Here is a 26,401-nt window from a genome sequence, read left to right on the forward strand (position 1 = left end):
TTATTTTACCTCCTTATTTTTAAATTTTGATACAATCTCTTTAGCTTCTTCCAACGTAAACAAATCTTTATCTGACATTGAAAGTGCTGTACGAATAATAACCTTATTCGTATTAAATTCATTTTCTGCTTTTGATAATTCATCAACGGTATATCTTGATACAGATGATGTTTTTACCCTTGCAGAGTTCTTTTCAGCTGGCACATCTGCTGTTTTTTCATCTTTTACAGTTTTGGTTGCCATAAGATTACCTCCTTAACAAAAAAGAACGCCTTTAAATAAGACGTTCTTAATCATTTATTTTAATATGTTTCAATAATTCTGAATCAGGCTCTTTGCGCAATACGCAATAATCACCTTCAACAGATAATTGACCGACTCTTAATTCATCAGCTCCAAGCTGAAGTTGATTGTTATTATCAACACGCATCCATGTTCCATCAGGAAATTGTAATACCTTTTTTTGATTTAGCTTAGTACACATCATACTCGCAATAGCATTAGAAACAGCTATATCTTCTGTAAAGATATGAGCATTCATTACAGCAGTGTACCAATCACCTGCATACATGCTAGGTATTCGTTCACAATTACCTACCTTTGATTTTCGCCAGTACACCGCAGGAATATCCTTTTGAGGTTTCCATACGGTCGGAATATCTTCATCATATCCTATCAGTTTTACATCGGGTAGTAATTTTCGTGTCCATTCATTAACCAGTTTAATCGGATCAGGCTCGCAGGTTTGTTGATTAGGAAACGCAAGTAGTGTAAACAATACCGCCGCAACGGTTATTTTTTTGTCCGCAACATCAACGTATCGTGTAGAATTCCATTTCGCAAGAATTGTTGTTTCCGACTTACCGCTAAAGAAATAGCCGTCTACATTTGTTTTGACCGTTTCTGCTATTGCTTCAATCTCTGATGTGTCTTGTAAATACACATCAATTTCTACTGTACCACTGATTTTACGTTCTGTGTCGGATTGCATATTTGCAAAAAATACAATTCGTCCATATTGTACGTTATCGTTCCATAAATCAGACATATCGTCAGGGGCTGTCTGATTAAAAATCGCAGGCTCATCATCATATTTAGTTAAATATGATGTTATATCGGAACATTTCCTTAGATGATTATTTAAAATTTCTTCAAACATAAATCTTTCTCCTTTAATATAGTTCACTGTATATTGCAATAGCTTGCGGCAATGCGTCTTCTGCAATGCGGTCACAGTGTGGTCTTGCTGCCATCTTACTTGTACCGTCTTCCAAAAACGGACCGTACAAACAATCACTTGTTACTTTCGCTGTAAATGACATTCCGTTGCTTTCTGTTGATGAAACAAAAGAATTACGGTAATTTCCCGTTCTCACTCCCGGTGGTTGACCTGGAGCAGATACACCGCCGCCTGCCATCACATTAAAAACAGAATTTCGCAATGCACTTGATACTCGTGCAGTTCTTCCCGGCAACTGTGCTTTTATCTTATCAAGTTCAGCTTGAACAATAATTTCAATGCTAATCATTTTATATCAAACCTTTCCTCAACATAATAAATCATAGATACATTAAGGCTACCTGCATTATCTACACCCTGAACATAAAATTTACGTCCGTCTGGGAACACAAGATAATCGGTAGCCTTTGCTTTTACCGTTGCTCCATATTGTACAACTGTATGTGTTATAGGGTGCTGATTTTGCCGCCATTCTTCTTTTTCGCGTTGACTTGCCTCGGCAGCAATACCCAAAAATGCTTGTTCGGCAGGTTGGTATCCTACTTCTGTCACACGTCCGCTGGCTGTTTTCCCATGTCTTTTTATATAAATTTCTACCTCTTGAAATCCATATCCAGGTACAATATTTGCTGTGAACATAATTACTCGCCCTTTCTGCTGTTACTGTGCATATCCTCATAAAAATACGGTGGTCTTACCTGTCCGTAATCATTTCCCGATACGGGCGGAACAGAAATACTTGCTTCATTCTTCAATCGGTTATAGAGGTCTTTCCATACCTCTACTCTACTTGAAAAATCATACGACACAGGACCTATTTTTGTAGTGCAAGAGTGTGCAAACTTCATTAGAATAGCTTCCAACGCTGCTAATTTAGCACGTTTCCAATGTCTGTTCATATCCAAAACCGCTTGATACTCCTCATCCGACAAAGCCGCTGTCAACTCTGCTGGATTGAATGTTGTATCTCCCAGTTCAAACCTCAATCGGTCAACTCCGTTTTCCGTAATTGCATTGGGATTATATGAGTATCTCGGCATTACTCATCACCGCCACTATCTTCTTCCTGCTCTGTTGTATGCTTTGAAATTGCCGCTAAAACGGTTTTTCTCGTATCAACTGCGCCTAATACGTCACATACAGAATCACTGTTAATATTCTTTATATATTCCGCCGCATCTGTGGCCGACATTTGAAGTACACGGAAAATTTCTGTTACATCGTCCGCAGTACAATTAATGCTTTTTCCGTCTTGTGATAAAATCGGTATCGATACAACAAATTGTATCGGTTCAACCATTTCCTCTGCATTAATAGGTAACTCGCATAGGATACCGTATCTAACCAGCTTTAACCCCTCATATGCGGACAATTCATCAGGCTGAATTATATCACCTTTGTTATAGTTTTTACCGCCAATACGGCAAGATTTAAGTGCTGTGTATCTCATATATTAGTCACACCCCTTAAATCAATTTTTAGGAGTAACGGCATTTTGGAAATAGAAACCTAAGTCCTTGCACACGATTTCCATATCTTGCGCAATCATACCGCCGATGTAATGAGAATATGTTCCCTCATCGCCCTCCCATTCAATGATAGGAAGAACATTTCCTGTACCCATATCCCAACGGAATGTATATCCGGCAGTTGGCTCATCAATCATTGGCGTAGATGTTGCATATGCCAAAAGCATTGCGTTTTCATCACAAATAAAGCCTGTATTTTCTTCTTCGCCAAGATTTGCACTATTCCATATAGCGTCAAATACAACAACCTCGTCTACACCCAAAATAGCAGCCAATGATTTTGTTGTAACCATTGCAGGTGAGGCTGTGTTACCGCCGTAAATAACACGATTCATTACGTCAGGGTGATTAATTAGTGCGTCAAATACACGCTGACCCAATCCAAGTTTATTAGGTTTTCTACCCGTTGTCCTTTTGATTTCTGTAATGCAATCTCCAATAAACTTAATCGGACTTGAATTATCATTATCAAATGATACAAAATCAGTAGAACTTGAACTTGCCGATGTACCACCTGTTAAATCAGTACCCCATACGCCCTTTTTAAAATATTGTTGTGCAAATGTTTTATTTTGGTGAATAAATATCTGTTCAGCGATAACTTTCGACTTGTTTTGACGAAAATTCATTATTCCTTTTGCTCCCATACGCTCTATATCTGATTGAATAATGTTATCATAACCTACAATAATTTGGTCAGGCGTACACTTATAATCATCAGTATCGTAACTGAAAACGGTAGGATCTACTTTACCAAGAATAGGCTTAGGACGAACATTATCTCTTAACAAATCTTCTTTTGAAAATTTATAATATGCTGCTCTCGAAAGCGTTACTGGTATTTCAGGAAAAAATGATGTTGCACCGCCACTCTTACTTTGAAAATATGCCGTACTGATATTCGTAAGCGGAACATTGATAGGTGTTTTACCCTTTCTTATTCTATCAAAAACTTCTGTACCCATTATTTAGCCTCCTTTTTATAATAGTCAACTCTTTTGACTGTTCCCATTGCGTTTGCGTTGCAATCATTCATTGCTATTGCACACACAAAATCACCTGCCTCAGCGGCAACCAATGTACCGTCCGAACCAGGTGTTAATTCTGTTCCTGCTGTTACTGTGGCACTTATAGCCGCAATACCGACAGCAAATATTTGATATGTAACATTATCGCCTTTTGAAACGTCCGCCTCATTGTCAATAGTAACAATACCGATAGGCATTTCCCCTTTGGTATTACAAATTTCCAATAGTCCGTCACTGTTCAACTTAACAGCTTTACCAGCGACGTTTTCCATATCTTCAGCCGCAACACTGACACGGGTAGTTGATGTATTAATTCCGTTTGTAATATATTGCTTTGCCATTAATATCAACCTCCAATCTCATTATCATAGTCTTCCATAAGTTCGGGGTGTGTTTCCCACGTTTTTGCCATAGCCTCTGTGTCACTCATTGTTGGATTTGATTTCTTAATCTCATCGGCAATAGCACGAGCTTTGGCAATGGCAGTAGAACCGGATACATCAGAATGACCGCTCTTGCCGATTTCGGTGAATGCGCCCGACTTCTCTACCGCCTCAACCGCCATATCCAACACACCAATCATGTCTTGATATGCTGTACCGCCTGCGGCTTTCAAGCTTTTTAGTGTAGGTACGAGTTCTTCAGACTTTTTGCCTATAACTTCGTACTTTTTCGCAATAGCTGTAATTTCTCTTTCTTCCGACTCGTCACGAGCCTTTCTTAAGCTTTTAAGTTCGGCCGCAACCGCCGGATGAAGTCCCTTATAAATATCTTCTGGATCATGATTTATCGGTTCATCCTTAATCTTCTTAACGTCCTTGTCGTCTTTATTGTCATTTTTGCCATTGTCATCATCTTCAGGCTTCGTTATACCAGCCTTATTAACGATAGCCTCCAACTGCTTCTTTTCTTCATCAGTTAGCTTATCCTTATCAATATCTTCAATTTTCATATCATTATCAGCTCCTTCATTATTACTTTTTAATATACCGAGTGTTTCTGCCTTTAATGCCTTCACAATCGTGGCTGTTTGTGGTTCTTCCGAACCTGTCGCAACATAGTCACTTACACTGCCGCCGCTCCATTTTTCTGTTGAAAGTGTAGCGGCACCGTAAAATTCTTCAAGACTTTTATCCATTGCAGATTTTTTATCTGTAACGTTATCATCTCTAAGAATTGAAATAAGACTACTACTTAGCGATTCTGTGTATTGCCATATTTGCCTAACTACATCGTCCAATTTAATATCCTTTAATTTTGCAGCAAAACTTTCAGCCTCACCGCTCTTTCTTATAGGAGTTTTAGACTTGTACATTGTAACAAATGCGTCAGGATTGGCACCCTCCGGCACTAAATCAACCTTTGTAATATTCAAATTTTTTAACTTATTTGGCATTACCCTCTACCTCCTCTCTGATAGCCTCACCCTCAATACTGAACATTGAGTATGTACCATCTTTAACTTTTTTCCACACGCTTTCATCCGTCACATGAAAACCTATCCACCAACCGTCAGCTAATGCATCTTCAGGCAAACCTAATGCTTTGAGTTTTTCTTTTGTGAACACCATGCTTTCAATCATTGTGGCTACACCGCCACGTTCATGAAGTTCGCCACCGTCACCATAAAACTCAACATAACGATAAACTGCTTTTTCAAGTTCGTCAATATCAATAATATCTTCCTGCCAATCGGTGATTTTTTCGCCGTTGGCACGAGCCGATACATTCGCCCAACCAAATACCAATCGTTGTTCTTCATATGATTTCTGTACATTGAAACGTGCCTTTACTACCTTTTCAGGTTCATCCCTTGCCTTGTGAATGATGTAATCATTAAAACTTTTCAATTTAATCAGCCTCCTAAAATTTACTTGAAAATATTATGTATTTATTGTAGGTTCATTAAACAAAGGAATCTTTAAAACCAAGTATGCTAATTCTCCTAATTCTTTACGAATTTCATACTCTGATACAATATTAGTTAAATCAATTTCATTTAGTTTAATTCTCGCACCTGAATAGAATTCATTCTTATCTTCGTGCATTGTAGGTATCATTTCTGGTGTTATAGAAACTTTTAAATTCTTAGCATTTAGTCCCATAATTCTTTACCTCCTTTATTTTTGTGCAACAAAAAAACACGCTGATTTAAAACCAACGTGTTAATTTATAAATTTCATTTTTAAACATTATTCAATTTCAATTTCATCCGCTATATCACTTAATGAACGTCCATCAAAAATGGTATCATTCATTAAATCATCTATATCCGAATATATCTTCACAATGTCATTATAACCCACTTCAAATTTAGTCCTACTCCATGGATTGATACAACAAGTCTTATTGTCATATTCGAATACCACATCTTGTACAAGCGATAATATTAAATTTTTTATTTCTTCTGAATTTAATTTCATAAAATATCACCATTGACCTTTCTTTCTGAATCCGTTATGTCTCGAGTTCTTCGTTCTTCCAAAGTTCCGTCTTTCCACTTGTATGTATGAATATGTTCTCCGTTTTTACCATATGGATGTTGTTTTGGATTGCCGTGATCCGTAGGATGAATTTGTTTTACCATATATCCGTCTTTGTCATATATTGTACGTTCTATATGTCCATCCGATTTTTCTAAATCTAACACTGCATATGGCTTTAATTGTCTTGGAACAGAGCCACCTTTTCTATGGTTGGTTGCTATAAATGTTCCATCAGTCGAATATTTATAGCCACTTCGTTCAGACTTTGTAACTCTATATGCAGCCTTTAATTTGTCCCATTCCTCTTTATTATTATACTTTAATTTTTGGAAATCTTCAAGAGTTTTAGGGACATTTTCAGTCCCAAGCTGTTTTTTATATTCTGCATATTGCGATTTATCGGCATAATAATTAACACATGCTTTCTTTTCCGCCTCGCTCATACTGTCCCATTTGTTTGGAACACTCGGTATTTTATTATTGTCACCTGTGAAAAATTCTTCGCCACAACAACAATTTGTATGTACCGGCGGTGCCATTATCTCAGGACCGTTATATTTAATATCGGACGGTACATTATATGGTTTATCAAATGGTACTGCCTGTCCGTTCAATGCAACGCAAATCGGGCAAACATTGTCATTGTTTGATGTTACCCAACGTCTATATACATTCTGCATATATCTATGTTCTATCGCCCATTGTATGTACGCTCTGGTTGCCTGATTATGTGCTGTAACAATTTCAGTTCGTGCTATATCTTTTGCCCGTTTGGTCCGTTGTTTGTCTGCCATCCGTCTTGCCGCCTTTGCAGCTCTGCTGTTAATTTCATAATCAGTTAATTTAGGATTATTCTCACGCAGAGTATTCCGCATATTTTCATAATAGCGGGTATTCTGATTAAGCTGTCGCTCTGTTAATCCTACCGTATCTTTTATTCTACGGGCGGCAAAATACGGTGTATCACCTTGTTGTAATGCAGTATTTATAATGCTTTTAACATTTTCTCTCTGTGTATCATTGATATTTGCAATAAGATTACCCGCTCTTTCATCACACCATTTGGTGTAAAATGCAGAATAATCAAACTGACTATCTTCATTATTTTCGTTATCATCATCTGATATTTCGGTATTGATACTTATCAAGTCTTTATTATCTTCATATGCGGTTTCAAATCTTTCTTCGCCAATATGCTCTAAGGTTGGTGTCAATGTTTCATTTTCAAAATCACGCAGATTGGAATCAAACGGTGCATGTACATCTTCTACGCTCTCATTACCGCTCATGACTTCATCTGCTGTTTCTTCATCTATGTTATAGTCATCCCATAAAAATAATAATGCCAATGTTATCGGAGTTTCGTATTTATTCAACATATTACGAATACGTTGTAGCGCATTTTCACCTTTTTTACTTCTATCGGGTTTGCGTATTTTTTCAAATATTCTCCTTGCTTTTCTGAATGTAAACATATATTTATATTATTCCTCTTTGAATTCGCTCTTTTCGGGTGATGTTCCGCCATTACCGGAGTAATCTGCACGTTCCGGCAGCTTTGCGGCGTCACGAAGATAATCTTCAAGTTGTTCATCGGGCGAAATAAACCCTGCACTTGAAACTTTCTGAATAAAGTCACCAAGTTCACTTATATTTCTATTTTCAATTTCGCCATGTATTATCTTTGGATAATCCGTAATATCTTTAAATGTATCACCATTCATATCTATTAAATCGGGGATAGCTTTGTTGTTAAACACTTCCGCTATCATATCAAGATACGCACCTATTGCCACAGAAAACATCTGTGACTTATCACTGCCGAGATTATATGTTCCTGTACTCTGATGTCCCAACATTATAAAATCAGCTAAGACCGTCATTGCAATTCGTGTATCATATCTTTCAATAATAGCGTTTGTATCAAAATTACGCTTTCCGCCGCTTGTAAGTAATTCCAGCTTCCAGCCTTCAAGCTTTACAACTCCCTCCAATGAATCGCGACGTATACTTTTAACATATCGTTCCGCTTCACGTCTTGCACTGACCATGTTTTTATCATCATTATCCCATATATCAACACCTTCAGGCGCGGTCATTACAGGTAAACCTGCCAAATCACGTTCAATTCCTATACCCTCAATTTCTTGTATTCGCTTTTTAAAGTACCAAGAGCGGTACGAATTACGCAATATACTGCGTCCTTCGGGGTTTCCTTTACTGCTTTTCGTACGGAATAGCAATAATTTATTTGCAGGAATTGTGATTAAATCAAACTTCGGCGGTGGCATTTGCGTTAATCCCAACAGATTATCATTATCATCATATTCCCATCTGTACAAAGTTTCCTGTGAACGTATCGGTAACTTCTGCCACCCTATTCGACCGTCATTATATTTACTGTTCAGACGAATATCTTTTTTACGTCCCATTCGACGCTTATATACAATTTCGTGAGCACTCCATCCGTATGTCAACATAGACAATATTTCTGATATTGTGTCAATCCACGTTTCAGTCATATCATTCATACATTGCCACACAAAATCAGCCGCTTCCTCATCCGCTGGAGTATTGCCGCCCGGTTGAGTGTCCCATGAACAACCTCGTATTAGCATATCAACCGCAAATAAAATAGCTCCAACTACATCATCATTGTCAGCCATTTCACGATATGTTTCTATACCCTTTTTTCCTTGCAGTTCCGGTAAGAATTCCTCGTAAAAAATTCCGCCTGTACGCTTTTGACCTGCACGACCAAATTCTTTCATGTAACCCATATTTCAGTCACCTCATCATCCATTCGCTTTCTTTTTTCAGACCGTCACTGATATTTGGCATACTGCCTGTGTATTTCTTTATCTTTCCAAGATATACCGATAATGCGGCGGCATCTCCTCTGTCGGGTGATTTTAATCCACGCTTTTTCATTTCGTCTTTGCCCTCAATCTCAATCTTTCCGTTTGAAGCTATTCTATATTTTCGTGTTGAAAGCTGTGCTACTGTATCAGCGTCATCTTCCACTTCAATTTCTTTATGTTCGATTAATTCTTTCAGGCACGCCCACATATGTGTTGTAAGGTCATTATAATACTCTGCCGCCTCTTTACCTGCCTTTGTATCAGTTTCAATTTTTTCAGCAGCATTAATAGGAACAACGGCTAATCTATATAGCTGTTGTTCCTTTTTGACTTCTTTTAATCTATCCGTCACGCCGCCGCCTAAGCCCGTATCATCAATGTTGACATATATTTTCCCTCTGTATTCGGGAAATTCATTGATTGTTTTTTTATATATTCTTATAACGTCACCAGCAGTCGCCATCAAATCTTGACCTTTACGCTCGGCCATGATTTTTAATCTTCCTTGCGCATTACGATATATAATAGTTTCGTCATTTCCGAAACGAGCTATATCTACACCTAATATAATATAGGGTAATTTATTGTTGTCGGGAAGTTCATACAACTTACTGCTGCACTGTTCAATTATAGAGAGCGGTATAAATACATCATCTTCTTGTGTCGGGAATTCACCATATACACGAACACGAACAACATTGCTGTCCTTGCCGTATTTCTTTTTCAGGTTTTCTATATTTTTTTTATTTACCCTCGCCACATTCTCGGAATTGACCGTATGACATTTATATAATGCTCTGTCTACCGTGTGGCTGTCATAAAACACGCCAGAAGTCTTTGTCGGATTTCCTAACATCAATAACTTGTTATTTTCACCTGACAATGTACCAAGTATAGCTTCCATAATGGTGTCCGCAACACCTGAAGCCTCGTCTACTATGAACAACATATTATCTTCGTGAAAACCTTGCATATTTTCGGGTTTTGTTGCCGTTTTCGCCACCGCAAACCACCGCTTATCGTGACCTTTCATATAAACATATGTCTTGGTCCATTTCAATATTTTTTTCAGCACAGGGCTTTTTTCTTGCCATTTTGCAACTTCGGACCACAATACATCATTCAGTTGTTGTTTGGTCGGAGCCGTTGCAACTATTCTCGGGTATGAAAAGCAACTCAAAAACCACAATAGGATTATTGCCGTTATTGCTGTCTTTCCCACACCCTGCCCCGATTTTACGGTAATACGATTATCGGTAACTATATCGCAAAACACATCATCTTGCCATTTGTCCGGTATGAATTTGAACATTTCCCATGCAAACAATTTTATGTTTTTCCTGTAAAGAGGAATACGCTTTTGAAATATCTCAAGCGTTTTAGTCATCATCCTCACACCCCTCTACTGCTTTTATCCAATCATCTATTAATTCACTGTCACCGTCCGTTGCCTTTCCTGCTCGAATTTTAGCCAATGATTCAAGTGTTTTGATTTTCAACTTTTGCACCCGAGTCAATTCGGATTCTATTATTTGCATTTGTTCTACTGCATCAACCTTTGTTTGTTGTGCCGTAACCGTTTGATGTTGTTTGCTACTGACACATTTTCCGAATGCGTTACTTTCTTTAGTCAACACCCGTATATCTTCTTTCAAAATCATTCCATCAGGCGAATTTTTCAACAATTCATTATATCGTGCCAATAATGCCATATAACGCCGCTCTCGCAAAGTAGCCAATTTCAATGTTTCAATTAACATAAATTCTTCATCTGTCGGCATATCTGCCATCATTGCACGTTCTTCATCACTGATATTCTTCCAATATTCACTGGCATAGGTTGCATTTTTCAATGCATTGTTATTACCTATCTGACCACCTCTATGACGTGTTTCTGATTTATCCGAACGTTCGCTTTTATTATCCGAACGCTCGTTTTGTTTTTTTTTAGAATTTCCATCCCAATGGTATGTACTTTTCCATCTTCGGACAGTACCCGGCGGCACGTCAAGTTTTCTTGCTATATCCACGAGTTTCATACCGTCATGATACATAGCCTCTGCTTTCGCTGCTTTTTCATTAGGCACTCGTGCCACCTTAGACACCTCCCTATAATTCGTTCCTTAATTTTTGCATTTTCTTCGTCTTGTGAAGAAATAAAAAAACGGCGTATCTAATGCCGCTAAAATCAATTTAATTAAGTATTGAGCAAATATCATAAGTATTATATTATCAACTACACCGTAAAAAGCTATAGCTATGAAGATAACAGTATCTATAAGTTGACTGCTCATTGTACTTGCATTGTTTCTTAACCATTTATACTTTCCGTTCGTCTTATTCTTTAACCAATGAAATGAAATAACATCCATTGTCTGACTTACTGCAAATGCTCCAAGGCTTGCGAACGTCATTCTTGTTCCTTGATTTAATACTGCTGTCAAACACTCTTGCAAATGAGTTGTTTGCGATAATGTCGGTATTTTCAATGATAAATACCCTAATATCAAAAAGCCGATTTGAACAATTATACCTACTTTAACGCAATCGTTCGCCTCTTTCTTTCCCCATATTTCACCGATAATATCAGTTGTCAAGAATGTGAGTGGATATGTTACTATCGCACCCGCAACGGTTAATCCTAAGACGCTTATAAGCTTACCACCGAATAAGTTGGACGTTATAAGCCCTAAGCAAAATATTCCTGTTAATAGTGTTAAATTAAATGTATTCTTTTTCATAATCAATTCACTCCATCCATATATTTTTGAAATTTTGTCCACTCTATCATATTATGAGCTACCAACTTCGGCAAATCTACTTTATGCCCTTTTTTCTCTAACTGCCGAGTTTTCATATACCCATTTTTGAAAAAGTGTATTTGTTGTCCTCTTGTGGCCGACACTACCCAGCTTGCGCTGTCTACACTGTAAAACTTGTAATTTTTCAATTCTCGTGTTTTCGTGAAACCTAAGCCATGTACCTTTACACCACAATAATACGCATATTCAACCAATCGTCGTATCAATTCATATTCCTGCTTCTTTACATGGAATACTAATCCGCCTATCGCTATATATGAGTATTTTTTGCACATCCGTTTCCAGTATTCAACGCCCCTGCCTTTATGCCACACAGGAATACATTGATAACCTATTGCGCTCTCCATCTTGTTCCGCCAAAACTCAACGCGATCAAGACCAAAAATATTATCAACATCGATTTCAAAATAATGTTTGATTTTATAATTGATTATGAATTTTATATATTTGTCAATATAACTATCCATTTGCGACAATGTCACCTTTGCACCGTTCATATATGAAAACGCTCCGCTATCAAGTAAAAAATTATCATTTCCTACAATGCTCATAGCCTCAAGACATGATTTTTCACCATTGAAAAATGTTTCAAGTATATATCTCGGCCGACATATTTTAACCGTCTTATCCCTTAATTCCTTTGACATACCCGACCCGGTGGACGCAAGAAATACTCTCATATTTCAAACACCTCGCCGCATTTAGGGCACGTTGTTGTCTTATTATGATGTTCCCTCACTATTTCCGTATCCTTTAAAAAATCATCATCGGAAACATTTAATTCTACATCATCTAATTCTGGGAAATTATACAGTCCAATGTCTATGTCAATAGCCTTTAGTTCTTCCTGCAGCTTTTCAAAATCCCATGTTGCAAATTCAGATGTTTTATTTTCAATCAATCGAAATGCTTTTATTTGCTCATCTGTGAGTTTATCTGCTATAATACATGGTACTTTGTCAAGTTGTAACAGTTTAGACGCTTTTAAACGGGTTTCTCCCGCTATAATCATGTCATTCGTATCAATTACTATTGGCACTAAAAAACCGAACTCTTTAATTGATTCTGCCACTTTTTCAACCGCATTTTCATTGTGTCTTGGATTGTTTTCATAACATTTTAATGCACTGACACTGCGCATAACTATCGTACTTTCCATATACATCCTCCTAATTTTATAAATGTGTTAGGAGGGAGCATACATTTCTAATTCTCCTTTCCGACAATAAAAAAAGTCCATTTATTCGCAAATTGAATAAATGGACTTTTTTAATTATTTTAGAATTTTACTAATACTATTTTATCATATCCATATAGCCACGTCAATGCCCTGTTTGTGCCCTAATTAATACTGTCAATTCCGAATAGCAATACACTTAATTCTTTGCAGGCAGCGTCTATATCCTTATACACTGTCCGTTTATCAATGAAATATATTTCTGCAATCTGTTCCTTTGAATAAACTGTATCAGATATATACATATCATAAAGCACCTTGCTACGACGTATTTTCATTTCACTGTTTGACTTTTGACACATATCTTGATACACGTTAATCATTCCGTCTATATGATTTATGATAATCTGCGTTCTGGCTGCACTTCGTTTGATTGACTCTACAATCATGTCAGACGTCACTCTTGGCTCCCACATTAATTCTTCAATGGCACCAAGTGCATCTTCATTTGATTCTTCGCTTTCAAACACTGCATTATTCACATATTCTTTAAACGTTCTGTAATGACGTATCAAGAGTTTTGTATTATGTAATCTCCTATCCTTTCGGTTGCGTTTTTCTTTAAGTTTTTCTGCCTTAAAGTGTTCCATAGCTGCGTCAGCCCCTGCTTTAGCAGCTACTTTCACTATTTCGGTTAATTCTTCATCAGTTATAATTCTTTTTTCGTCTGCCTGCATTTTTTATACCTCCGATTCCTGTGTTGGTTGTGGGAGTTCGAAGGCTCTCTATGAATAGCATTTTTAATTAGGGTCTACCGTTCCATCATCATAGAATTTAAGACCGCACTCCTCATACATGGTCCTTTTGATATTATCGATTTCATCACTTTCTAAAATATCAATTAAAGTTTCCTTTAAAGCTTGTCCCAAGCGGTTCATTCGTTTTTGTTTCCACCCCTCTCTTGAATACAACGGATATATAACCATAGGTAATATGTACTTAATTTTTTCAAACATAGCCTCTGCTTCTGACGATTTTTGAAGACTTACCTTTTTTAGCATATACGGCTTATAACCCTCAAAAATTTTGGTACAGTCAATTCCTGCTTCTGTTTTCAATTCATCATTTAATGCCGGAATATCTCTGTCTTGCTTGCCGACAGAAGTAATATATCTGTTCATATCCACAGCATATCTGTATATCTTAATTTTTCCCCAACCGAATGTTTTTCTTAAACAATATGCAACTGCCATAACGCTATATACAATGCTTAATTTAACCATTTCTTTATCGACTTTCATAAATGTTTGCCACAATGTTTGTTTGTTGTATTTTACATTATTCACACCGTGTTTTTTGCAATCTCATTAAATTTTTTCAGTAAATTTTCTTGTTCTTTACGTCGTTCAGCCTCTTTTAACGCACGTCTTTTTTTCTTCGCACGTTCGGCCACTTTATTCTTCATTGGTTGCTACCCACCTCACATTCTGTTAATGTCTATCACAATTATTATAACTGTGACGAGTATTGCTAATAATTTTATCATTTTACACCTCATCAAGACGTTGCATATATTCAGTGAAATACCACTTTAATTCACCTTCAAACTGTTTGATAGCCTTGTAAGCCTTTTCAGGTGATGAAAAATATATAACATTTGGATATCTACTTGACCTATCGTAGCTTATTAAAATACGTTCTAACGTATAATCGTAGAAGAATGAAAATTTATCTTCTTCAGTTTCTTCCCCCCAATCTTCCACAGTAATAGGTTGGTCGTGCAAAGCCTGCCATTGTCTTAAACAACGAAACAGTTTATCTGCTCTTGCGTTGTTTTCAACAATGGTTTCATCATTATAGTAATTACCATTGTTGTAATATAGGTCATTTACCAGTGTTCCTCCGCCTCCTATCACTTCGTGTCCGTCATTGATTGTATCATCAACAAAATAGCTGTCGTCTTCATCAACTCTCTCATAGCCTGTTCGGCTTCGTTCCTCGGTCAATCCCAACTCTTTCAGCTGTTTTTCCGACATTTCAACTTGAACGGTTTTACCGTTTGTCTTTATTTTAACTTGCATTGTTAGTCCTCCGTTTGTTTGTTGTACATAAAATAAACTTTAACATCTATTTTAATTAAATTTTTAGTGCAAAAAGCATTTTCCAAAATTAAATTACACTTTATATTCAATTTTCTTTGTAATAGACTCTGCAAATTTTTGTTGTTCTTTTAATTTAGAAGTCAAAATATTCATATCATATCCACTGTCAATAAACTTTTCGCATAGCGGTCTATTACAGTCATTACCGAGTTCTGTATAAATAATGTCCATATCTTGAAAATCAAAGTTTGTTCCGAGATACCTGTTTATTCCGTCAATCATAAATTGATGGTATTCATTATTTTTCTTTTTTGAATTATAATGTTGTGTTTTATGAGTGCCTCTTGAAAACCACGCTAAAACTTTGCATTTTATTTCACGCTCATCTTTGCAACTTTCAAGTATAAAATACTCGTTTTCTTTTACCATTGCGATAAATTCGCCATTGTGATTTATAATACTTCCCGGGAAACAATCCATTAACTTTTTAACTTTTTCCCACTCAACCATTTAATTTATTTTTCCTCTCTTTCTACAGTTTCAATATAAGTTCCTCTGCAGGTATGTCAAGATGAGTGATATGTATTTCCGCAAACCAATCACATCCTTTAAATAACACCTTATAATAGCCCTTGCCGTCTTCTTCTAATGCCTTTAAACATTTTAATAATTCTGATACTGTCATCGTTTTATTCCTCCGTTTTATTCATCATTCCTCAAAAATTGATAACAATCTTTACAATGCTTGCAAGTAACTTCAACGCAGCCTCATTATCATGCTTATCACACCCATATTCATTTGAGCATAATTTTGCACTTTTTTGTCCTATTTCGTAGCAAATACTCATAAATTCAAGGCTCTCAAAATCACTTTTATTCGGAAATTCTCCGTCTTCGCTCATTCGTCTTTTTGTTTCGCTAAGTATTATATCTTGTACAGCTTCGTCTGCGTCTTTTGAACGACTCATATATGCAACACAACAATCTATAAACCTTAGCTTATCTTCATATCGGTATTCTTCTTTAGTTCCATCAGTAAATTTTCTAAAGCTGTCACGAATAATTACACCAAAATTATTTGGTACATTACTTGTATCCATAGTTACACCCATCGGTAATTTTATAATCATTTTTATTCCTCACTTTCCCGAACGCAGCATAAAAAATAGAAGTTGTGACAATGGTCGCTCACGATTTTTACTATGTGCGTTTTTCGCAGTCTTGAGTATCCAATCATCTATATTACCGTCTATTTGCGTAGGATTTTCAATTTCATCTTTAATTTCTCTTAGCACCGGACACGCTATAAGTACACCGACATCATAGTCTACATCTTTGATAATTTTCTTGTATGTTTCTGCCGTAGTGATAATATAATTTTTATCACCCTCAAAAGTCAAACCGTTTCCGCTATTATAATCTTCTTTGCAGCTTTTTACCTCATAGAAATAAAAATCGCCATGTTCTATACCACTTACAGTTTGATTTTTAGGTACAAACTGTATAAAATCAACACGTCGCATTGTATGTGTTATTTTGCCAATGTACCAATCCATAGTGACCTCACTCGCATAGTATTTACCCATGCCAGATAATCTTTTTTTGACAAGTAACTCACTTAAGAATCTTGTTATTTCCTTTCTGTTCATTTTTATTCCTCCAATAATTCGGGATTATCATATATGTTGCCTATAACAGAAAGATTACCAAAATAACATATATCATTACGCAATCCGTGAGCATTTGTTTTCCCGTCTGGTTCAAGATAAAAACCTATATAGCCGTTATTATAATTAACAAATTTATTACTACCGCATTTACCGAACCTTACTACAAATCTATAATTTTGCGATTTTACAATATCGCCTTCAAATATTTTTTGACCGTTTACATCTGCCAAACCTGTATATTGACCGACTGTATCGGCTATAACCTCAACGGCTTGCATTGTTCGCGGCATATTCCAATCCGCAAACGAATTTACTGTTATTACGTATGATATTTCATCATCTTTCAGCTTATCATCGCCAAAACATGTTTGTCGCTTTTCCCATATATGAAAACCACCGTAAATCCATTGATTTGTTTCAGTGCTTTTTCCCCTGAATAGTATTTCTCGCATTATGTACCTCCTAATACTTGCAATCAATCTTTAATTTGCTTCGTATATCCCTTAATTTTCGTCTGTACTTCTTTTGTATTGCTTTCGGCTTTTGCCGCTTTGCAATACTCCTCGATTGCCTCTATGCAATCATCACAAATATGCACCTTGTATTTGCGTTTCATGTTGGATATTACATGATTATCTATTATCCTTGTCAACGTATGGTCTGACGCTTTCAGCGTTACACCCTGTTTATGACCTATTATTTTATCGCATATATCACAAATATTTACTTTCATTTTGCGTCCCTCTCTTTTTAATACAATAGTATTTCATCGTCCTCTTCACGAACATCAACATCATATAAAATCTGTTCGTCAAATTCGTTTGAAATAATAACATGATAATCTTCGTAACCATCACGGATTAACTGTTCTAATTTGTCATATAATTCTTGTACCGTCATATTTCTCTCACCTTTCCTTGTAATATACTGCTTACAGTTGTTCGTATTGTTCCGTACTCTCTACAACCCTACCATTTAACAGCCGCATTAAATCGTTTTTTCTGTTCTGTCGAGGACAGTTGGGTATATATTTGCGTAGTATCAATACTGCCATGTCCCAATAAATCTTTTAATAACGACATATCCACGCCGTTATTAAGGGATTGTATTGCGAAGAAGTGTCGAAATGAATGCGGATGCATTACTTCTTCGCGTATATCATATTTTTTAGCAAAATCCTTTAATAGTGAATTAACGCCCCCTGCAGTAATATGCTGCCCCTTTTTTTGTCCAGGAAACAACCACCGTCCTTGCACACCTGCAAAATATTCCTTGCTTTCCTTAATTAGCTTGTCTGGCACTAAGATGCGCCGGCTATGACACTTGGTGTCTAAATCAATGTATCCGTCCTCTAAAGTTTTTTTCTCGAACCGCACAAATTCACTGACTCGTGCGCCCGTTTGTCCCAAAAAGCGGATCATCCAATACCCTTTCATCTTGTTGTCCGATTTCAGACAACTCAATAATTTGTAATACTCGTCTGTCGTTATCACATTATCAACAAACGACTTCTTTTGAACGGGCAATTTATTCACATTCAGTTTTATCCCTTTGAATTTGGCAAATGCCATCACTCCGCACAAACGTAAATTTATTGTTTTAGATGATTTCTTCTCTTTTTTTAATATCTGTATCCATTTTTCAATATTACTGTCGTCCAAACAGTCACAGCGAGAGAAAAAATCACTCACGGAGAATACATAGGAATATACTGTATTATGTGACCTCCTTTGTTTTGCTAAATATTCCTCAAAATCGGGCATATCTTTGTTTTTTAGGCGCTCGATTTCCGCCACATTTATATCATTGTTTAATATAATATTTGATTGTGAAATATTATTCTGCGGATTTGACGTATTAATGATATTTATAACTATGCCGCCTTGTGAACCCTGCGGCAATGCCTGCATTATTTTATTTAATATTTCCGCTTCATTCATATCCTCACTCACCTTTTTATATACTTAGAACGGACACGGTTTTAATTTGTTATTTTTCATAACTTGCCCACCTATTCAATCTTAATTTAACAATTCAGCTATTTCCGACATTGAAAGTTCATTTCTTGCAATCTGCAATGCCTGTAAATCTGTAAGATTATATTTATCACGAAATGGAATTACTAAATCACATATAGCCTTTTTTGTCATTCTTCTCTCATCTCTCAATTTCTGATAGTTATTTTGAAGTTCTCCGACTTCTTTCATCAAATTATTCATTAAAATTCCTCCTATACTTATCCTAAATATCGATTATGTTCGACTGCCAGTTTATCTGTATCGATACACAAATATACTTTCGTTGTTTCAATATTTTCATGTCCGAGCAATGCTTGTATCTGCTCTATCGGCATACCTTTTTTCAGTGCATTACATGCCATTGTTCTACGAAATCTATGCGGGTGACAATTTGTTACACCAGCTTTTTCACCGATATTTCTTATATTCGTTTCTACGCCACCCACATTTAATCTTTGGAACGGTTTTTTTAGAGAACAAAACAGATACTCACAATTATCTTTTCGATAATCTATGTATTCGGATAGTCTTAATATTGACCTATCATTAAAAAAGACTTTCCTTTCCTTGTTGCCCTTGCCATGTACAATACACTCGCCTTTACGAAAATCAACATCTTCAATTTTTATTAAGCTTATCTCACCTACTCTGCAGCCTGTTGATAAAAGGCACTCTATCATCGCTATGTTTCTGCGTCTTGCCAACTCGTTTTTATCGTTTCGGCATACATCAAGTATTTTTTCAAGGTCAATTGGTGAAAATGGCTTTTTCACAACTTTTTCTTGCCTTACAACGTCTATATTTAACATAGGGTCTTTAACAATGTAATCATCATTCACCAAGAATTTAAAAAACGAGCATAATACACGTCTAATATTATTCAATGTTGTATTACTTCTGCCATCTCTCTTTTTGCAAGCCAACAAATACCGAATATCATCAGCCGTAATTCTGTCTAATGGCTTATTTATTCTTATCATTGCATCATCTATAACACATTTATAATATTTTAGGCTCTTATCAGATAAGCCTTTTACTTTCTTCGTGACAAAGAACATTTTGTATCCTTTGCTCAAGTCATCATATACCGCAATAGCTTTTTCTTTAGGTGATACTGTGTAATTGTTCAAAGCCATAACAAGTATATCCTTAAACTGTCGTATATCCGTTATAATTCCGCAATCCATGCACTGAATTGCTACCTCATTTGCAATTCTATCTATCATTTATGTACCTCTTTCATCATACACAATGTGCGATATTTCAATAATTCCACTAAATCCGTAAGACTTTTTTGGCACTTCCCTCTTGTGTGAGATAAATATAATGCTTGCTTAACATTCGGTTCCGGAACATTATCGCCCCACTGACCATCACCAATCATAGCTCTAACTTTATCAGCATTCTCAGTTAAATATTTGTTGTATACTCTTCCTCTTATTGCTCTTTCTGACTTTCCTATACGCTTTGCTATCAGCGAATATGAATCACCGTTTTTTATACCTTCTACAACAATACGGTGCATATCATCAGTCCACGGATTCCTCCTTGTATCCGCTTTTATTGGACGTTCGCGAATACCAAGGTCCGTACATTGCCGTTGTATTGCCCCCTCACTTCGATGAAGTATATCGGCAACTTCCGCATACCCATATTTCTGTTGTTTTAATAAATATCGCAATTTATCATCTTCATATGGTGTCCATTGGTCTTTTCTTTGTAGTGCGTTTGACTTATAGTCTTTCTTACGTTGTTCGTTTACCCATCCAGGCTCTTTGCCCAAAGCCAACGGCTCCATCTTTGAAAAATCTAAAAATGAACGATTTTTTTCAGCCCATTTCCAAAACTCATCTAAATAGATAATTTTAAAAGTATTATTCATAACTTTCTTGTTGTGAACAGGCATACCTCTATTTTCTATCCACGACTTCTTGTAGTATGAAGAAAATGGTCTTCCTGTCAATGCTATTGCCACTTGATTTAATGTTACATATGATCCGTTTTCCAACATAGGTCCAAGATTTAATCTTCCCGCTTTTAATTTTATAGCATTGACACTGCGATTTAGTTTTTGGGCAATGTATGGAATTGAAACAGTTCCCCATTTCTCTTTGAGATATTCAACATCTTCTTTGGTCCATTTTCTGTTCATGGAATCACTCCAATACAAGTTTTATTACGGGAAGTACCCAACTACATAAATAATAGTCAGATACTTCCTATTGTAATTTTTTTATTTTATCTTATGTCTTATAATAGCAACTGCCCCTCGCTCTTTAATTTCTTGTGCCACCATTTTATCCTTTTCAGTCATGTCCTTTTCCAAAGCCTCTAAAATAAGCTTTAGAGTTGCTATAACTGACGGAACCGCATAACGAGGCAGTAGCTGGATTACTTCTCCGATATCCTCCATATACATTTCTGCCATTTTATAATTCATGTCCATAAACTTTTCTTTAATCATCGGACGTAAAATTTCCGACATATTTTTATTACCCATTATTTCATGAAGAAATAACATTTCCTTTTCGCAGCTTTTGAAAATTTCTCTCCTTTGTTCCGTTGTGTGCATTTTATTAATTCTCCTTTTCATCTTCCGTATGAATACCTACAACAGTTTTAACCTTATCCGCAAAGGTCGCAATTTCTTCTTCCGGCACATTTATTTGTGATACGATAACTGATTTTGTTTTCAATTCATTGTCAGTGTCACTTTGACGTGGTGCAGGTACATCTACTATTTGACCGACTTCAACAGGTATTTCTGTTTTATAGCTGTATTCTCTGCCTCTCGGTTCACTGTCTTTATCCAAAAATCTGCATTTTATAATATTTGTCATCTTAATCTCTCCTTTATCAATTATTCATCTTCAGCGGTATATAATTCATGCGTACCGTCCATTAGGGCTTTTTCTTCATCTGACATTTCATATCCTATCGTTGTTAATCCGTCATAAAGTCGTTGCAGTTCTTCATTCCCACAATAACACCCCTTATAATCAAAGCAATTCGTTACAGTGTTGTCACCGTATAATACATAACCTGCAATAACCATTTTATTCTGTTGCGTTTTACTTGAAAGATTATATATTCTTTGAACATCTCGGGTGTCTGAAATATCATCTTCATCATACTCGACATCTAACATATTAAGAAATTTCTCTACATCAAAACAATTATCTTCCAACAACGCTGTAATAAGAAAATTTTCCAAATTCTTAGAAGTGGCTTTTTCATTCAGTTTAAAATCTTTCACAAAATTTCGTCTGAGATTATACGCACGTTCCGTGGCTTCCTTAAGCCTTTGTATTCTGTTATCCCTTTCTTCCTTAATCTTATTTTCTCGTTCTGCTTGTTCCACTTGTTCTTTTTGTATTTGTTGCCTGGTCTGTTCTTCTTCAGCCGTACGGCTACGGTATAGTGATACACCTACACCGCTTCCATAACATTTATAATACAATTTTGTATCGTCAGGAATTGAAAAATCGTTTATATTCTCTACATTAGCACACCAACTAACATATACTAAACCGTCTGTATCCGTTATCTTTTCAGCAATTTTATTTAATTTTTCAAATAGCTGTTTTCGTTTCTCTATCTCTTTTTCCGCATTGACGGCACGCAATAGGTTATTCTCAAAATTATTGGTTCCTATAGTCTTAAGCACTTCATTTCGCTTTTTATCGTCTTTAATTTCAAATAACTTATCATACTCCGACATGGTTATCTGTCTGCCCTCGGTTTCCTTGAACACATCACTGTCCAACTTCAACAAACGAGTTCTACGTCTTACAGTGCTTTCGGAAAAACCAGTTTTTTCTGCAACTGTTTCAACCGTTTCGCCCAAATCTAACATCATCTGTATTCCTTGAGCTTGTTCATATACAGTCAAATCCGAACGTTGCATATTTTCAAGCAACATTGTTGCTATCTGTTCCTTTGGGCCCATTTCACGAATAACGCACGGTACAGTTTTCAATCCCGCTTGTTTTGCCGCCGCCAAACGTCTGTGACCGATTATTACGGTATATTCACCGTACCAATAACCTGTTGCCGGAACAACCGTAAGATTTTGCAATATACCGTTTTTCTTTATACTGTCCGCCAGTTCCGTTACATCACCTATATTTTTTCGAGGATTTGCGTCATGTGGATGTAATTTATCAACTTCAATATACACGATTTCAGATTTTGTCTGTTCGTCATTATTGATTTTCTCTGTATCTTGTGATATAATTTTGTCTAAGTTATTTTGATTTGTAGTTTCCATATCCAAACTCCTTTCAAAATAATGATAGCTGACCGTTCTTTTCGGTATTAAACTCGTTTCTATCTATATCTTGCGAGTTTTCTACTGGCTGGGCGGTCTTTTCTTTTTCATCATTATTTGTTATCGTTATATTTTTTTGCATGGTTTTATCAAACATATGAAACATTCTTCGCCAATTCCAAACATCATTGAAATACATTGGTGTATACCAATAACAACTATCTTCTTTTGTCATTTCATACAATGACTCGTTTGCCGTTATTGGATTCGCCATTGTATCGCCAATCTTAACATACCCGGCACACCCCAATAGAGATAATTGTGTATAACACATCTTGGCCGTAACTGCATCTATATCTTGAGCAACAAATAGGATGTGATTTTGCCAATTAAATTGTTTTATTTCTTCTGCCGCAGTATTTGCTACCGCAACCAGCAATGCGCCTGCTCCACATGCCGGGTCATTTACAGATACAAATCCATTTGCTTTTATTTCTTGTTCTATATCATTTTTTTGTAATTGAGCAGTCATTTTACACAAACTATACGGTGTAAAAAACTGCCCTTTCCAATGGCTTCCCAGGTCCAGAGCCATATACAACTCACCAAGGAAATCGCAATCCCTGTTTTCCTCCATGCCATTAATGACATGACCCATCATCTCAGGAAAGATTGCCTGTTCTTCATTTGTGTATTTGCGAATAATTTGCATATACATTTCTTCTCTCGGTTTGAAATGCACCCTATCTATGCCATTTGATATGGCACAGGCAAACATTGATATGAAATCAGCGAATATTTCCCATGTTTGATATTTACCGCCGAATTTCTGAATACACTTCACAAACTCGGCTTGATATTGATTTCGAGTTCTTATTTTACCCATCAATTATCTACTCCTTTATTCCAACTCTACTTTAAGAGTCGGATACTTTTCTCGGAACGATTTCATTTTTAACTTGAATTCATTGGTTTTCACCCCTTTCGTGTCAACAATGCGACTTGTTCCGTCATTGTTGAAGATTACGAAATCTGCAACATATTCAGTACCTCGTTCTATACTCCCTACACCCTCTGTCACAACAAATCTTGCTTGACGACAGAAACCTTTTATCTCTCCTGCTCTTGTAAGCAACTTTAACTGACAATAATAATCGGCTTCCTTTTTACTGTCAAAACATATACCATCAATCCAAGTTTTTTGAGAAGAGTATTTATTTTTAGGCTTTGGACTGCTTGTGTTTTGTTCCGTATTCTGAATATATCGTGCATACTCCGCTTCACTCCAACGCATTAATCAATAAACCCCTTTTCTCTTGCCAGATAATATAATTTATTTTCTGTTGTTTTACCTATACCTTTCATTCCTGCCACACAAGTTAAAAACTTACTCACACTTTTATCCCGTGTATCATTCTTGCCTTGTGTATCATCTATGTATTTACACAACTGCTCATCTGTCATTTTGCGAATTTTAACTGCCCTATCGTGCATTTCTTTTTCTGTATCAGTCATTCTGCAACTGCGTTTTTTCATGCGATCACCTCCATATTTTCTATTGTGCCTAAACTAAATAACGTTTCGTTTACAGCCTCATCACATAACATTACTGCAAGTGCGTTAATCATATGAGGTTGTATTTGCTTTACGGCATACTTGTTGATTTTTTCTTCAAAGGTTATTCTTATATCATTTATTCCTCTCATTTACTTCCTCCAGTTTCGGCATTTTTGCGGATATTTCCTCAACAAATTTTTTTACGCTTTGTGGCAAACTTTCATATTCCTGTTTGCTTTTCGTTTGTGAACGAAAATTCCGCATAAAATTACTTGCTACTACGGTATCGAGTTCATCTGCACTTACCTTAGCCCATTCGTGTATCATCAGAGGGTTTCCTATTGCCGTTTTTACCTTGTCAGGCAATTTTCTATATTCCTCTTTATATCCGTAAATTCCATTACGGATAGCTTTTCGCACCATGCTCCAAGCCTCGCCCTCCGTCAGTTCCGGTTCTTTGGTTAATAGCTGTATTTTTTCTATTACCTCGGCTATTGTCGGTGGAAACTTGCTTGATACAATCAATGCCTTAGCTGCATTTGAAACAGTTTCATAGCTGTAATCGGCAAGCATAGACGCCCATAATGTTGTTACCCGTCTTGCTTCTTCCACGTCTATGTTTGCATAGTAGCGTGAATATGCAGCCCTAAATACCGCCATAATTTTAGCAGTTTCTTGAAATGTCATAATATATCATCTCCGTTATCAAATTCACTGTTTTCAAGTAAATCAAGAAATAGATTATTGTTTTTTCTTGCACCGGCATTATAATCATTTCTTTGCATAGGTCTATCGTCATAATTTCCGTCAAGCGTCTTAGCCATATTGGAATCTTTTATCAGCCAATCAAACGTGGCAGACCAGTTACGATTATTTGCACCTTTTAAAAAACTGCTATTTTCCGCTTTCTCAAACAGACATTTGAAATCGTCAATACTGTACTGTCTAAGTCTTGCTTTAATTGCTTTCTTTCGACTATCTGACATTGAGCGTAATTTAGGATATGATGTACATATGTTGTTATACATATCTTTGATTTGCTCATATGGTGCAGGTGGGCGGTGAGAGTCATCTATTATACTTTCTTCTACTCTACTCTCCTCTACTTTATTTTCTTCTATTTTACTTTGTGAATTATCTTTACTTTTATTGGGGTTATCTTTACTTTTAACTTCGTTTTCTTTATCGGAAACCTTTTTAAATGCAAGTTTATTAAGAATACCTTGTGGTACATCTTTTTTATCAGATATATCAAGCAGAAAGTATTCTTCAATAAACGTGAAATTTTCGCGGCTGTTTAACATTCTTATAAAGCGCCGCTGGATACCCACAGATGTCAATGCTCCAAACATTTCAAACACCCTTTTATCAAAGAAAGAACATCTGATACACCCGGAAATAAACTCTGCAACAAACTCAGGAGAACAACCACATCCCGCACCGTCTGACACAAGGTAGCACTTGTTTTTATCCCATTTGATGAAATATCCATTTTTGCCGTATAAGTCACATAATATGTAGTCTAAAAGATACATTCCTTTCGAGCCAAACTCCGCTCTTAAAAGTCGCACTTTATCATCTGCATAAAAATCAGTATCTTTTGGAAAATAATCAACCCCATCTTTCAAGGGTCTTGCCATA

43 protein-coding genes are annotated in these 26,401 nt (G+C 36.2%); all 43 read right to left on the reverse strand.

The genetic code is table 11. The features are described from left to right. Positions 1 to 243: a YqzN/YkzM domain-containing protein gene (locus tag LKE05_RS08100; RefSeq protein WP_308456492.1), complete on the reverse strand. Its 243-nt coding sequence runs from the start codon at positions 241 to 243 to the stop codon at positions 1 to 3. A 46-nt stretch (positions 244 to 289) separates the two neighbouring features. After that, positions 290 to 1,159: a hypothetical protein gene (locus tag LKE05_RS08105; RefSeq protein WP_308456493.1), complete on the reverse strand. Its 870-nt coding sequence runs from the start codon at positions 1,157 to 1,159 to the stop codon at positions 290 to 292. Positions 1,160 to 1,172: 13 nt separating this feature from the next. After that, positions 1,173 to 1,529 (reverse strand): HK97-gp10 family putative phage morphogenesis protein, encoded by a 357-nt coding sequence (locus LKE05_RS08110; RefSeq protein ID WP_022230553.1) that lies wholly within the window; start codon positions 1,527 to 1,529, stop codon positions 1,173 to 1,175. Beyond that, positions 1,526 to 1,879: a hypothetical protein gene (locus LKE05_RS08115; RefSeq protein ID WP_022230552.1), complete on the reverse strand. Its 354-nt coding sequence runs from the start codon at positions 1,877 to 1,879 to the stop codon at positions 1,526 to 1,528. Before LKE05_RS08115 ends, LKE05_RS08110 begins: the two co-directional genes overlap by 4 nt. Positions 1,880 to 1,881: 2 nt before the next feature. Beyond that, positions 1,882 to 2,280 (reverse strand): hypothetical protein, encoded by a 399-nt coding sequence (locus LKE05_RS08120; protein ID WP_022230551.1) that lies wholly within the window; start codon positions 2,278 to 2,280, stop codon positions 1,882 to 1,884. Then, positions 2,280 to 2,690, reverse strand: a complete 411-nt coding sequence (locus tag LKE05_RS08125) for a hypothetical protein (protein WP_118445925.1) — start codon at positions 2,688 to 2,690, stop codon at positions 2,280 to 2,282. Before LKE05_RS08125 ends, LKE05_RS08120 begins: the two co-directional genes overlap by 1 nt. Positions 2,691 to 2,711: 21 nt before the next feature. Continuing rightward, positions 2,712 to 3,734: a hypothetical protein gene (locus LKE05_RS08130; RefSeq protein ID WP_308456494.1), complete on the reverse strand. Its 1,023-nt coding sequence runs from the start codon at positions 3,732 to 3,734 to the stop codon at positions 2,712 to 2,714. Further along, complete coding sequence (locus LKE05_RS08135; RefSeq protein WP_308456495.1) at positions 3,734 to 4,138, reverse strand: hypothetical protein; 405 nt, start codon at positions 4,136 to 4,138, stop codon at positions 3,734 to 3,736. Before LKE05_RS08135 ends, LKE05_RS08130 begins: the two co-directional genes overlap by 1 nt. 5 nt (positions 4,139 to 4,143) lie before the next feature. Continuing rightward, complete coding sequence (locus LKE05_RS08140) at positions 4,144 to 5,193, reverse strand: hypothetical protein (RefSeq protein ID WP_022229175.1); 1,050 nt, start codon at positions 5,191 to 5,193, stop codon at positions 4,144 to 4,146. Continuing rightward, positions 5,183 to 5,647 carry an XkdF-like putative serine protease domain-containing protein gene (locus LKE05_RS08145; protein ID WP_308456496.1) on the reverse strand — a complete coding sequence of 155 codons (465 nt, stop codon included), beginning with the start codon at positions 5,645 to 5,647 and terminating at the stop codon, positions 5,183 to 5,185. The genes LKE05_RS08140 and LKE05_RS08145 overlap by 11 nt, the downstream gene beginning before the upstream one ends. A gap of 33 nt (positions 5,648 to 5,680) precedes the next feature. Further along, on the reverse strand, positions 5,681 to 5,902 hold the full coding sequence (locus LKE05_RS08150) for a hypothetical protein (RefSeq protein WP_118445929.1): 222 nt from the start codon (positions 5,900 to 5,902) through the stop codon (positions 5,681 to 5,683). An 87-nt stretch (positions 5,903 to 5,989) separates the two neighbouring features. Then, positions 5,990 to 6,220, reverse strand: coding sequence for a hypothetical protein (locus tag LKE05_RS08155; RefSeq protein WP_022229602.1), 231 nt, complete (start codon positions 6,218 to 6,220; stop codon positions 5,990 to 5,992). Continuing rightward, on the reverse strand, positions 6,217 to 7,758 hold the full coding sequence (locus tag LKE05_RS08160) for a phage minor head protein (protein ID WP_308456497.1): 1,542 nt from the start codon (positions 7,756 to 7,758) through the stop codon (positions 6,217 to 6,219). The genes LKE05_RS08155 and LKE05_RS08160 overlap by 4 nt, the downstream gene beginning before the upstream one ends. 9 nt (positions 7,759 to 7,767) lie before the next feature. Beyond that, complete coding sequence (locus LKE05_RS08165; RefSeq protein ID WP_308456498.1) at positions 7,768 to 9,063, reverse strand: phage portal protein family protein; 1,296 nt, start codon at positions 9,061 to 9,063, stop codon at positions 7,768 to 7,770. A gap of 7 nt (positions 9,064 to 9,070) precedes the next feature. Next, on the reverse strand, positions 9,071 to 10,534 hold the full coding sequence (locus LKE05_RS08170) for a DEAD/DEAH box helicase family protein (protein ID WP_308456499.1): 1,464 nt from the start codon (positions 10,532 to 10,534) through the stop codon (positions 9,071 to 9,073). After that, on the reverse strand, positions 10,524 to 11,240 hold the full coding sequence (locus LKE05_RS08175) for a transposase (protein WP_308456500.1): 717 nt from the start codon (positions 11,238 to 11,240) through the stop codon (positions 10,524 to 10,526). Before LKE05_RS08175 ends, LKE05_RS08170 begins: the two co-directional genes overlap by 11 nt. Positions 11,241 to 11,267: 27 nt before the next feature. Beyond that, a complete protein-coding gene (locus tag LKE05_RS08180; RefSeq protein WP_118445934.1) occupies positions 11,268 to 11,885 on the reverse strand; it encodes a queuosine precursor transporter in 618 nt (205 codons plus the stop codon). 2 nt (positions 11,886 to 11,887) lie between these two features. After that, positions 11,888 to 12,646, reverse strand: coding sequence for a hypothetical protein (locus LKE05_RS08185; RefSeq protein ID WP_118445935.1), 759 nt, complete (start codon positions 12,644 to 12,646; stop codon positions 11,888 to 11,890). After that, positions 12,643 to 13,125 carry a ParB N-terminal domain-containing protein gene (locus LKE05_RS08190; RefSeq protein WP_147514340.1) on the reverse strand — a complete coding sequence of 161 codons (483 nt, stop codon included), beginning with the start codon at positions 13,123 to 13,125 and terminating at the stop codon, positions 12,643 to 12,645. Before LKE05_RS08190 ends, LKE05_RS08185 begins: the two co-directional genes overlap by 4 nt. A 182-nt stretch (positions 13,126 to 13,307) precedes the next feature. Continuing rightward, the gene (locus tag LKE05_RS08195; RefSeq protein ID WP_147514341.1) at positions 13,308 to 13,880 is read right to left on the reverse strand and encodes a hypothetical protein; all 573 of its coding nucleotides are present in this window, start codon (positions 13,878 to 13,880) and stop codon (positions 13,308 to 13,310) included. Between the two features lie 63 nt (positions 13,881 to 13,943). After that, complete coding sequence (locus tag LKE05_RS08200) at positions 13,944 to 14,444, reverse strand: hypothetical protein (RefSeq protein ID WP_308456501.1); 501 nt, start codon at positions 14,442 to 14,444, stop codon at positions 13,944 to 13,946. Positions 14,445 to 14,485: 41 nt separating this feature from the next. Beyond that, a complete protein-coding gene (locus LKE05_RS08205; protein ID WP_308456502.1) occupies positions 14,486 to 14,608 on the reverse strand; it encodes a hypothetical protein in 123 nt (40 codons plus the stop codon). 82 nt (positions 14,609 to 14,690) lie between these two features. Continuing rightward, complete coding sequence (locus LKE05_RS08210) at positions 14,691 to 15,224, reverse strand: hypothetical protein (RefSeq protein ID WP_147514343.1); 534 nt, start codon at positions 15,222 to 15,224, stop codon at positions 14,691 to 14,693. Between the two features lie 93 nt (positions 15,225 to 15,317). Then, positions 15,318 to 15,755, reverse strand: a complete 438-nt coding sequence (locus tag LKE05_RS08215; RefSeq protein WP_308456503.1) for a hypothetical protein — start codon at positions 15,753 to 15,755, stop codon at positions 15,318 to 15,320. A gap of 22 nt (positions 15,756 to 15,777) precedes the next feature. Next, a complete protein-coding gene (locus tag LKE05_RS08220; protein WP_022228958.1) occupies positions 15,778 to 15,930 on the reverse strand; it encodes a hypothetical protein in 153 nt (50 codons plus the stop codon). Positions 15,931 to 15,961: 31 nt separating this feature from the next. Continuing rightward, on the reverse strand, positions 15,962 to 16,375 hold the full coding sequence (locus LKE05_RS08225) for a hypothetical protein (protein ID WP_118445939.1): 414 nt from the start codon (positions 16,373 to 16,375) through the stop codon (positions 15,962 to 15,964). 9 nt (positions 16,376 to 16,384) lie between these two features. Next, positions 16,385 to 16,894, reverse strand: a complete 510-nt coding sequence (locus tag LKE05_RS08230) for a hypothetical protein (protein WP_118445940.1) — start codon at positions 16,892 to 16,894, stop codon at positions 16,385 to 16,387. Positions 16,895 to 16,896: 2 nt separating this feature from the next. Next, on the reverse strand, positions 16,897 to 17,367 hold the full coding sequence (locus LKE05_RS08235; protein ID WP_308456504.1) for a YopX family phage-derived protein: 471 nt from the start codon (positions 17,365 to 17,367) through the stop codon (positions 16,897 to 16,899). A 23-nt stretch (positions 17,368 to 17,390) separates the two neighbouring features. Then, positions 17,391 to 17,648, reverse strand: coding sequence for a hypothetical protein (locus LKE05_RS08240; protein ID WP_308456505.1), 258 nt, complete (start codon positions 17,646 to 17,648; stop codon positions 17,391 to 17,393). Between the two features lie 17 nt (positions 17,649 to 17,665). Continuing rightward, positions 17,666 to 17,815 carry a hypothetical protein gene (locus LKE05_RS08245; RefSeq protein ID WP_308456506.1) on the reverse strand — a complete coding sequence of 50 codons (150 nt, stop codon included), beginning with the start codon at positions 17,813 to 17,815 and terminating at the stop codon, positions 17,666 to 17,668. A gap of 68 nt (positions 17,816 to 17,883) precedes the next feature. Further along, positions 17,884 to 18,855, reverse strand: coding sequence for a tyrosine-type recombinase/integrase (locus LKE05_RS08250; protein ID WP_308456507.1), 972 nt, complete (start codon positions 18,853 to 18,855; stop codon positions 17,884 to 17,886). Between the two features lie 81 nt (positions 18,856 to 18,936). Next, positions 18,937 to 19,134 (reverse strand): hypothetical protein, encoded by a 198-nt coding sequence (locus LKE05_RS08255; protein WP_308456508.1) that lies wholly within the window; start codon positions 19,132 to 19,134, stop codon positions 18,937 to 18,939. A 17-nt stretch (positions 19,135 to 19,151) separates the two neighbouring features. Further along, complete coding sequence (locus tag LKE05_RS08260; RefSeq protein WP_308456509.1) at positions 19,152 to 20,159, reverse strand: tyrosine-type recombinase/integrase; 1,008 nt, start codon at positions 20,157 to 20,159, stop codon at positions 19,152 to 19,154. Beyond that, entirely contained in the window at positions 20,156 to 21,085 is a 930-nt protein-coding gene (locus tag LKE05_RS08265) for an SANT/Myb-like DNA-binding domain-containing protein (RefSeq protein ID WP_308456510.1), read from the reverse strand. Before LKE05_RS08265 ends, LKE05_RS08260 begins: the two co-directional genes overlap by 4 nt. Before the next feature lie 81 nt (positions 21,086 to 21,166). Then, positions 21,167 to 21,505, reverse strand: a complete 339-nt coding sequence (locus LKE05_RS08270; RefSeq protein ID WP_022229656.1) for a hypothetical protein — start codon at positions 21,503 to 21,505, stop codon at positions 21,167 to 21,169. 4 nt (positions 21,506 to 21,509) lie between these two features. Continuing rightward, positions 21,510 to 21,773 (reverse strand): hypothetical protein, encoded by a 264-nt coding sequence (locus tag LKE05_RS08275; protein ID WP_308456511.1) that lies wholly within the window; start codon positions 21,771 to 21,773, stop codon positions 21,510 to 21,512. 20 nt (positions 21,774 to 21,793) lie between these two features. Beyond that, the gene (locus tag LKE05_RS08280; RefSeq protein WP_308456512.1) at positions 21,794 to 23,203 is read right to left on the reverse strand and encodes a ParB/RepB/Spo0J family partition protein; all 1,410 of its coding nucleotides are present in this window, start codon (positions 23,201 to 23,203) and stop codon (positions 21,794 to 21,796) included. A 13-nt stretch (positions 23,204 to 23,216) separates the two neighbouring features. Continuing rightward, a complete protein-coding gene (locus LKE05_RS08285) occupies positions 23,217 to 24,089 on the reverse strand; it encodes an N-6 DNA methylase (protein WP_308456513.1) in 873 nt (290 codons plus the stop codon). 15 nt (positions 24,090 to 24,104) lie between these two features. Further along, positions 24,105 to 24,497, reverse strand: coding sequence for a DUF1064 domain-containing protein (locus LKE05_RS08290; RefSeq protein WP_118445946.1), 393 nt, complete (start codon positions 24,495 to 24,497; stop codon positions 24,105 to 24,107). Then, entirely contained in the window at positions 24,497 to 24,739 is a 243-nt protein-coding gene (locus LKE05_RS08295) for a hypothetical protein (protein WP_308456514.1), read from the reverse strand. The genes LKE05_RS08290 and LKE05_RS08295 overlap by 1 nt, the downstream gene beginning before the upstream one ends. Further along, entirely contained in the window at positions 24,736 to 24,909 is a 174-nt protein-coding gene (locus tag LKE05_RS08300) for a hypothetical protein (RefSeq protein ID WP_308456515.1), read from the reverse strand. Before LKE05_RS08300 ends, LKE05_RS08295 begins: the two co-directional genes overlap by 4 nt. After that, positions 24,893 to 25,447, reverse strand: a complete 555-nt coding sequence (locus tag LKE05_RS08305) for a replicative helicase loader/inhibitor (RefSeq protein WP_308456516.1) — start codon at positions 25,445 to 25,447, stop codon at positions 24,893 to 24,895. Before LKE05_RS08305 ends, LKE05_RS08300 begins: the two co-directional genes overlap by 17 nt. Beyond that, a complete protein-coding gene (locus tag LKE05_RS08310) occupies positions 25,444 to 26,400 on the reverse strand; it encodes a DUF4373 domain-containing protein (RefSeq protein ID WP_308456517.1) in 957 nt (318 codons plus the stop codon). Before LKE05_RS08310 ends, LKE05_RS08305 begins: the two co-directional genes overlap by 4 nt. Position 26,401: the final 1 nt, after the last annotated feature.

It is taken from the genome of Hominilimicola fabiformis (assembly GCF_020687385.1).
GTDB lineage: Bacteria > Bacillota > Clostridia > UBA1381 > UBA1381 > Hominilimicola > Hominilimicola fabiformis.

Bases quoted from the DNA above. Each gene is read 5' to 3' on its own strand.
- LKE05_RS08280 (WP_308456512.1), bottom strand. From the start codon at position 23,203: ATGGAAACTACAAATCAAAATAACTTAGACAAAATTATATCACAAGAT.
- LKE05_RS08115 (WP_022230552.1), bottom strand. From the start codon at position 1,879: ATGTTCACAGCAAATATTGTACCTGGATATGGATTTCAAGAGGTAGAA.
- LKE05_RS08140 (WP_022229175.1), bottom strand. From the start codon at position 5,193: ATGCCAAATAAGTTAAAAAATTTGAATATTACAAAGGTTGATTTAGTG.
- LKE05_RS08120 (WP_022230551.1), bottom strand. From the start codon at position 2,280: ATGCCGAGATACTCATATAATCCCAATGCAATTACGGAAAACGGAGTT.
- LKE05_RS08270 (WP_022229656.1), bottom strand. From the start codon at position 21,505: ATGCACACAACGGAACAAAGGAGAGAAATTTTCAAAAGCTGCGAAAAG.
- LKE05_RS08170 (WP_308456499.1), bottom strand. From the start codon at position 10,534: ATGATGACTAAAACGCTTGAGATATTTCAAAAGCGTATTCCTCTTTAC.
- LKE05_RS08225 (WP_118445939.1), bottom strand. From the start codon at position 16,375: ATGATTATAAAATTACCGATGGGTGTAACTATGGATACAAGTAATGTA.
- LKE05_RS08300 (WP_308456515.1), bottom strand. From the start codon at position 24,909: ATGAGAGGAATAAATGATATAAGAATAACCTTTGAAGAAAAAATCAAC.
- LKE05_RS08160 (WP_308456497.1), bottom strand. From the start codon at position 7,758: ATGTTTACATTCAGAAAAGCAAGGAGAATATTTGAAAAAATACGCAAA.
- LKE05_RS08125 (WP_118445925.1), bottom strand. From the start codon at position 2,690: ATGAGATACACAGCACTTAAATCTTGCCGTATTGGCGGTAAAAACTAT.
- LKE05_RS08180 (WP_118445934.1), bottom strand. From the start codon at position 11,885: ATGAAAAAGAATACATTTAATTTAACACTATTAACAGGAATATTTTGC.
- LKE05_RS08220 (WP_022228958.1), bottom strand. From the start codon at position 15,930: ATGACAGTATCAGAATTATTAAAATGTTTAAAGGCATTAGAAGAAGAC.
- LKE05_RS08295 (WP_308456514.1), bottom strand. From the start codon at position 24,739: ATGAAAAAACGCAGTTGCAGAATGACTGATACAGAAAAAGAAATGCAC.
- LKE05_RS08275 (WP_308456511.1), bottom strand. From the start codon at position 21,773: ATGACAAATATTATAAAATGCAGATTTTTGGATAAAGACAGTGAACCG.
- LKE05_RS08215 (WP_308456503.1), bottom strand. From the start codon at position 15,755: ATGGTTGAGTGGGAAAAAGTTAAAAAGTTAATGGATTGTTTCCCGGGA.
- LKE05_RS08135 (WP_308456495.1), bottom strand. From the start codon at position 4,138: ATGGCAAAGCAATATATTACAAACGGAATTAATACATCAACTACCCGT.
- LKE05_RS08195 (WP_147514341.1), bottom strand. From the start codon at position 13,880: ATGCAGGCAGACGAAAAAAGAATTATAACTGATGAAGAATTAACCGAA.
- LKE05_RS08250 (WP_308456507.1), bottom strand. From the start codon at position 18,855: ATGAATGAAGCGGAAATATTAAATAAAATAATGCAGGCATTGCCGCAG.
- LKE05_RS08265 (WP_308456510.1), bottom strand. From the start codon at position 21,085: ATGAACAGAAAATGGACCAAAGAAGATGTTGAATATCTCAAAGAGAAA.
- LKE05_RS08290 (WP_118445946.1), bottom strand. From the start codon at position 24,497: ATGCGTTGGAGTGAAGCGGAGTATGCACGATATATTCAGAATACGGAA.
- LKE05_RS08305 (WP_308456516.1), bottom strand. From the start codon at position 25,447: ATGACATTTCAAGAAACTGCTAAAATTATGGCGGTATTTAGGGCTGCA.
- LKE05_RS08285 (WP_308456513.1), bottom strand. From the start codon at position 24,089: ATGGGTAAAATAAGAACTCGAAATCAATATCAAGCCGAGTTTGTGAAG.
- LKE05_RS08235 (WP_308456504.1), bottom strand. From the start codon at position 17,367: ATGCGAGAAATACTATTCAGGGGAAAAAGCACTGAAACAAATCAATGG.
- LKE05_RS08105 (WP_308456493.1), bottom strand. From the start codon at position 1,159: ATGTTTGAAGAAATTTTAAATAATCATCTAAGGAAATGTTCCGATATA.
- LKE05_RS08210 (WP_147514343.1), bottom strand. From the start codon at position 15,224: ATGCAAGTTAAAATAAAGACAAACGGTAAAACCGTTCAAGTTGAAATG.
- LKE05_RS08185 (WP_118445935.1), bottom strand. From the start codon at position 12,646: ATGAGAGTATTTCTTGCGTCCACCGGGTCGGGTATGTCAAAGGAATTA.
- LKE05_RS08205 (WP_308456502.1), bottom strand. From the start codon at position 14,608: ATGAAGAATAAAGTGGCCGAACGTGCGAAGAAAAAAAGACGTGCGTTA.
- LKE05_RS08260 (WP_308456509.1), bottom strand. From the start codon at position 20,159: ATGATAGATAGAATTGCAAATGAGGTAGCAATTCAGTGCATGGATTGC.
- LKE05_RS08155 (WP_022229602.1), bottom strand. From the start codon at position 6,220: ATGAAATTAAATTCAGAAGAAATAAAAAATTTAATATTATCGCTTGTA.
- LKE05_RS08190 (WP_147514340.1), bottom strand. From the start codon at position 13,125: ATGGAAAGTACGATAGTTATGCGCAGTGTCAGTGCATTAAAATGTTAT.
- LKE05_RS08240 (WP_308456505.1), bottom strand. From the start codon at position 17,648: ATGAAAGTAAATATTTGTGATATATGCGATAAAATAATAGGTCATAAA.
- LKE05_RS08165 (WP_308456498.1), bottom strand. From the start codon at position 9,063: ATGGGTTACATGAAAGAATTTGGTCGTGCAGGTCAAAAGCGTACAGGC.
- LKE05_RS08245 (WP_308456506.1), bottom strand. From the start codon at position 17,815: ATGACGGTACAAGAATTATATGACAAATTAGAACAGTTAATCCGTGAT.
- LKE05_RS08130 (WP_308456494.1), bottom strand. From the start codon at position 3,734: ATGGGTACAGAAGTTTTTGATAGAATAAGAAAGGGTAAAACACCTATC.
- LKE05_RS08110 (WP_022230553.1), bottom strand. From the start codon at position 1,529: ATGATTAGCATTGAAATTATTGTTCAAGCTGAACTTGATAAGATAAAA.
- LKE05_RS08230 (WP_118445940.1), bottom strand. From the start codon at position 16,894: ATGAACAGAAAGGAAATAACAAGATTCTTAAGTGAGTTACTTGTCAAA.
- LKE05_RS08150 (WP_118445929.1), bottom strand. From the start codon at position 5,902: ATGGGACTAAATGCTAAGAATTTAAAAGTTTCTATAACACCAGAAATG.
- LKE05_RS08255 (WP_308456508.1), bottom strand. From the start codon at position 19,134: ATGAATAATTTGATGAAAGAAGTCGGAGAACTTCAAAATAACTATCAG.
- LKE05_RS08100 (WP_308456492.1), bottom strand. From the start codon at position 243: ATGGCAACCAAAACTGTAAAAGATGAAAAAACAGCAGATGTGCCAGCT.
- LKE05_RS08310 (WP_308456517.1), bottom strand. From the start codon at position 26,400: ATGGCAAGACCCTTGAAAGATGGGGTTGATTATTTTCCAAAAGATACT.
- LKE05_RS08200 (WP_308456501.1), bottom strand. From the start codon at position 14,444: ATGAAAGTCGATAAAGAAATGGTTAAATTAAGCATTGTATATAGCGTT.